Annotated in this window: 4 protein-coding genes and 1 pseudogene; 2 read left to right on the plus strand and 3 right to left on the minus strand. The window is 62.0% G+C overall.

The annotated features are described in order from the left end of the window. Positions 1-77: 77 nt before the first annotated feature. Positions 78-767 carry a Fic/DOC family protein gene (locus tag AC5Y7V_RS31220; protein ID WP_499883777.1) on the minus strand — a complete coding sequence of 230 codons (690 nt, stop codon included), beginning with the start codon at positions 765-767 and terminating at the stop codon, positions 78-80. 21 nt (positions 768-788) lie between these two features. Continuing rightward, complete coding sequence (locus AC5Y7V_RS31225; RefSeq protein ID WP_499883778.1) at positions 789-1,019, minus strand: hypothetical protein; 231 nt, start codon at positions 1,017-1,019, stop codon at positions 789-791. A gap of 462 nt (positions 1,020-1,481) precedes the next feature. Between AC5Y7V_RS31225 and AC5Y7V_RS31230 the strand changes: the two genes are divergently transcribed. Then, complete coding sequence (locus AC5Y7V_RS31230; protein WP_499883779.1) at positions 1,482-2,063, plus strand: hypothetical protein; 582 nt, start codon at positions 1,482-1,484, stop codon at positions 2,061-2,063. 52 nt (positions 2,064-2,115) lie between these two features. Continuing rightward, complete coding sequence (locus tag AC5Y7V_RS31235; protein ID WP_499883780.1) at positions 2,116-2,604, plus strand: DUF6933 domain-containing protein; 489 nt, start codon at positions 2,116-2,118, stop codon at positions 2,602-2,604. A gap of 291 nt (positions 2,605-2,895) precedes the next feature. Here AC5Y7V_RS31235 and AC5Y7V_RS31240 read toward each other — a convergent pair. After that, positions 2,896-3,064, minus strand: a pseudogene (locus tag AC5Y7V_RS31240) (tyrosine-type recombinase/integrase); the annotation flags it as partial.

Genomic DNA, 3,064 nt, shown 5'->3' on the forward strand with positions numbered 1-3,064 from the left:
AAGCATCTCCGTAACCAGGTCGATCAAATCTTGACAACCGTTCGACGCGGAACCGAAGGTGGCCGGGCGGCTGGGCGTCACAGACTTAAGTCGTCGCCGCCGTCGGTGCCGGGCTCGAGTCCGTACCCATCTTCACCACGCTCGATCTCGATATGTCGGTTCGCGTCGACAGCGATCGCCTTGAAAACAGCGACGAACTCCTCTGGATGGACCTGGGTGCTGCCTCGGTCAGGCATTGTCAGCGCCGAGCGCTGGTTCCACACGGCCGGATCCAAATCGGTGAAATCAAGGCGGTACGGGCTACGTTCGCAGACATGGTTGAGCAGGATTCGCATCACCCTCCCATTTCCGTCGCGGAAAGGGTGCGCGAAGTTCCCGATTGTCGCGGTAGTCGAGATATTGGCCGCGAACACGTCACGATCAGCGATACGCCAGTCGGTTTCGCTGATTTGTCGGTGCATCTCAGCGATGACCCTCGGAATGTCAGCGACGCTCGCGAACTCATTCACGCCGCGGCGCATGTTCACCGTCCTGAATTCGCCTGCCCAGGTGTAGATCCGCGAAAACAGCGCGGCATGAATGGCTTTGAGGTGTGCGGCGTCAAAGGTCTGATCGATCGGAATGAGACCTGATGTGATCCGCTCGGCTTGCAGCGTGGTGTGCAGGCGTTCCATCGCGGTCAGGGTGGCCTGGTCTTTGAGCCCCAACTTGTTTTTTAGGACCTGCGTATTTGGCCAGAAGTACGATTCCCATTGCGGCACCGGCACTCTCGGGCGTGAGCTCCTCAGTCAGGACGGGCGGGCATCCGCACGATTGCGCTGCAGCCGGTCCAGTCCGCGACTGAGCACTTCATCGTCACTGAGATGTCCAGCGGTCGCTTCGCACAGATCGCGAATGTCGTCCTCGTTGGGCTCCCAGCCCTCCAGAACGTTGTTGGCGATGGCGAACTCTAGGGCCTGCGCTCGCGCGTCAGCGAGAATTGCGAAATGCTGCGGGTATTTATCCCTCAACTCACCCATACGCTCGATTCTACCTGTGGTGACGATATCCGTCGGCATCGATCGTGGGGCCGACCGTGCTTTGATGTCGGCGCTGATGGGCAGACAGCGTGCGAGTTGTCCCCGCCGTAGCGGCGGGTCAATGAGCTGTGGTCCATCGCCATGGTCTTTCCTGCATGATTGGACTTCCATCAGAGCACCCGCCGCGCCCCGCAGTTCAGTCGTCTCTTTCAAGCCGTCGCGAAGGCACGATGAAGAGCATGCCGGCGACCATGGTTGGCCCGAGTGAGCGGATGACCATATCTGACTCCAGCGCGACGACGCTGTTTGCGCCGACAGTCCGATTTGCGAGCACCAACGATAGCCAGTTCGACCCTGCATGGACTGGCGCGCCGAGCTGTGGCTTGGGTTGCGTCCACCTCGCCATGGTCGACGAGCCCGACGTCCTTGGCGGGTACGCCGATTTTCTGACGATACGGTTGGGTGAACAACTCAATCGCGGACATGTTGGACTCGGTGTCGCAAGACGCTGAGAACTTCGCGGGCCTGTTCGACGGAAAGTACGTCGCCGATTCCGTTCAGGAGCAGTTCCAGGAGCCTTTCAACACCGTCCTCATCCTGCTCACCGTGCTCGTCGCCGAACCCCTACGAGGCCACGACCTCGGGGCGTGGCTGGCCGCAGAGGTGATCGCGCGAATGGCGAGCGTATCGGACACGCTCGTTGTGCTGTATCCCCACCCGGCCGGGGAAACCCCCGAAGATGCTTCAGAGATCCAGGCGATCGATGCGCTCAACCGGTACTGGCGCAAAGCCGGTCTAGTTCCAATTGAAGATCACCCTGGATTCCTGGGCCAGTCAACGGCATACACCACACTCCCTAACGCACGCGATCAGCTCCAACACGTCGAGGATGTGCAGATCGCCGTCGATACGAGCGATCCACGTTTAGATCTAGACATTGTCTTAGCGACTCGCTTCGCACAGGCACAGTGCTGCCAATCCGCACGCGCGCCTTCCACAGCCGCGAATATCTCCGATCGCAGCTGCCCGCAGCGGGATCGCTGATCGGCCCCTTTGCATTGTGCCTGTTCGTTAGCTTCCTACGATCGTGAGCGTGATGCTGCGGTGCACCGGCAAGGTGTTGGCGTTGTTGCGGGTGGCCACGCCGGCCGTCGGCGAGGCCTCCGAGCAGGACTGGTATGCCCACCTGGTCTGGGTCGATCGGCGCAAGTGCCTACTGGTGACCCACGCCGGGACTTTGTTTTCGGTGTTCGTGCCGAATGTCACGGCCGTCGGGCTGCGTCCGATCGGTCCGCCCGTCGTCTCGGCGATCGCGGCGGCGCTGCGAGCCGAAGGGCTGGCTGTCGATACGCTCGGCGCCCTTGATGCCCACCAGGTGACCGTGGCCAAAACCACCGACCGCCGCATTTTGGGCACCATGAACGATCTGACGGTCACCGCCGAGCATGTCATCGCCACCGGTGGAGGTCTGGCCCGCTGCGACATCGATGCGCTCAACCATGCTCTCCATCGCACGATCAATAGCATCACCGGCTATGTCCGGCCGATTGAGCTGGTCACCGCCAGTCGTGGGGGCCGGCGGTGAGCGACGTGGTGCTGGTACATGGCAGCACCCAATCCGCGGCCGGGTTCTGTTGGCTGATCGAGGCTTTGGCCCGGCGCGGCTATGCTCCACATGGCCCGCGAGCGCCTCGGTGTCTACCCGGTCGAGGTCCCCGGCGGGCACAACACCTACGTCGCTCACTCCCAGGAAGTCGCCGAGGTCATCGACCAGGCAACACGACGACCGGCGCACGCAACGCATCCGAGCTGATCGCGCCGTCTCACGTTGGATCCTTTACTGAGAAGGGCGGGCGGCGTGACGTGCGTGTGCTCGCTACGGTTCCCGCGACTGTTCGATCAGGCGGTACAGCGGGTTTTGGGCAGCTGCCGCGCGGTTCTGCGTCCCCGCACCATCGACGTAACGCTGCGAGGTCACCATCGATTCGTGCCCGAGAAGCTTCATCAGCGCATACACGCTGGTATTCGCGTTGGCGAGCTCGGTG

The organism is Mycobacterium sp. NGS34, from assembly GCF_059812845.1.